The sequence below is a fragment of the Pontimicrobium sp. MEBiC01747 genome (genome assembly GCF_053601635.1).
On the sequence record NZ_JBSHNS010000198.1, the window covers coordinates 1 to 1,707 of the forward strand.

A 1,707-nucleotide genomic window follows, 5' to 3' on the forward strand; every position below is an offset into this window, starting at 1 on the left:
GGTGTATAGTGTTGGTAATGGGTTAACTGCGGCATCGGCATCGGCTTGGGTTAGGTAATAGCTTAGGGTGATGCCTGTTTGTCCATTTAGTATTTGTGCGTTGGCCTCTTCTAGATTAAATTCTTCGACTTCATCGCCTGGATTGTTAACATCACAGAGTTCTAGTGGGCTTGGTTGTACGAGTACGGGTAATGGGTTGACTATGAGTTCTAGTGGGCGTACTGTTGCACAGCTATTGGTATTGTCTTCTACTCGTATCCATAGGGTTTGGGTATTGGCTATAGTGTTGACAAAGGCATTTGGCGTTGCTATAGGGTTGGTTCCTGCATTGGCATTGGCTTCTGTGATATAGTAGGTTACGATGTATTGTGCAGGGTCTAAATCGTTGGATGGGTCTGTGTCTAATTGGTTTAGTATTTCTGGCTCTTTTTCGGTTAAATCAAAACTGGCAAAGCCATCGGCATCATCGTCACAGACTTCTAATTGGGTGGGGTCTGTTATTTGTGGGGTTGGGTTGACGATTAACTCTAGTAAAATCATATTAAAACATCCTGTAACAAAGTCTTCAACACGAACATAGATTGTTTGATTATTTGCTACTATATTGTTATATGGACTTACTAATGCATTTATATTATTATTAGCATCTGCAGGGGTTTCATGGTATGTTATGTTTACCGTAGCTCCAGTTGCTATTTCTGTATCGGCATCAGTTAAATTGAAAACTCCAAAGCCATCACTATCTGGGTCACAATGTACTAGCGGAATAGGAGTTGTAGCTCCTGTGCTATTTAATATTAGATTAAATGAATTAATACCATAACAACCAGTTAAAGTATTTTCAACTCTTACATATATGGTTTCTGGATTAGTTGTGTTTTGATAAGCATTAGCAGTAATAATAGGAGAAGTACCTGCTTGAGCATCTAACATATTAGTATAATAAGTTGCTACTGCATTGGTTTGTCCATTAATTGTTGTAGAATCATTTGACGTTAAATCAAAAAATTCAAATCCATTTAAATCGTCATCACATTGTTCCATATCAGCAATAGGAAAAGCTGTAGGAGAAATGTTAATGGTAATAGTAAAGCTATTTTCGGTAAAACAATTATTAGGAGTAGTCCCAGTTTCTGCATATACATAAAGCGTTGTTGTTGTATTTATGATGTCTCCAGCAGCATACGCATTACCTGTTCCATTAGTACCATCAAAATAGTTACCAACAGTTAAAGCAGGTAAAGTATAGCTATCGCAGGACTGCACATTGGCAGGCGCATCAGGAGTAGGCGTCGTATCTATTGTAATAGTAAAGCTATTTTCAGCAAAACAATTATTAGGAGTAGTTCCAGTTTCTGCATATACATAAAGCGTTGTTGTTGTGTTTATGATATCTCCAGCAGTATATGCATTGCCAGTTCCATTAGTACCATCAAAATAGTTACCAACAGTTAAAGCAGGTAGAGTATAGTTATTGCAGGACTGAACATTGGCAGGTGCATCTGGCGTAGGAATACCAATTATTGTTAATGTAACTGGAGTTCTAGAGCTTACACAACCAGAGATAGTTTCTTCAGCTTCAGCATAGTAAGTGTAAACTCCAATAGCTGTATCGGTAGGCGTATAATTAAGGCCAGAAGCTAAGGCAGTACCTCCAGTAGCGTTTGTATACCAATTAACAGCATCCCCTAAAGCAGGAGGGCCAGG

The 1,707-nt window shown here is 38.5% G+C and carries 1 protein-coding gene; it reads right to left on the bottom strand.

The window, feature by feature from the left end; genetic code table 11:
• Positions 1–1,707 (bottom strand): immunoglobulin domain-containing protein (locus ACVC2P_RS06450; RefSeq protein ID WP_452597658.1); only part of this gene is annotated, 1,707 nt, incomplete at both ends.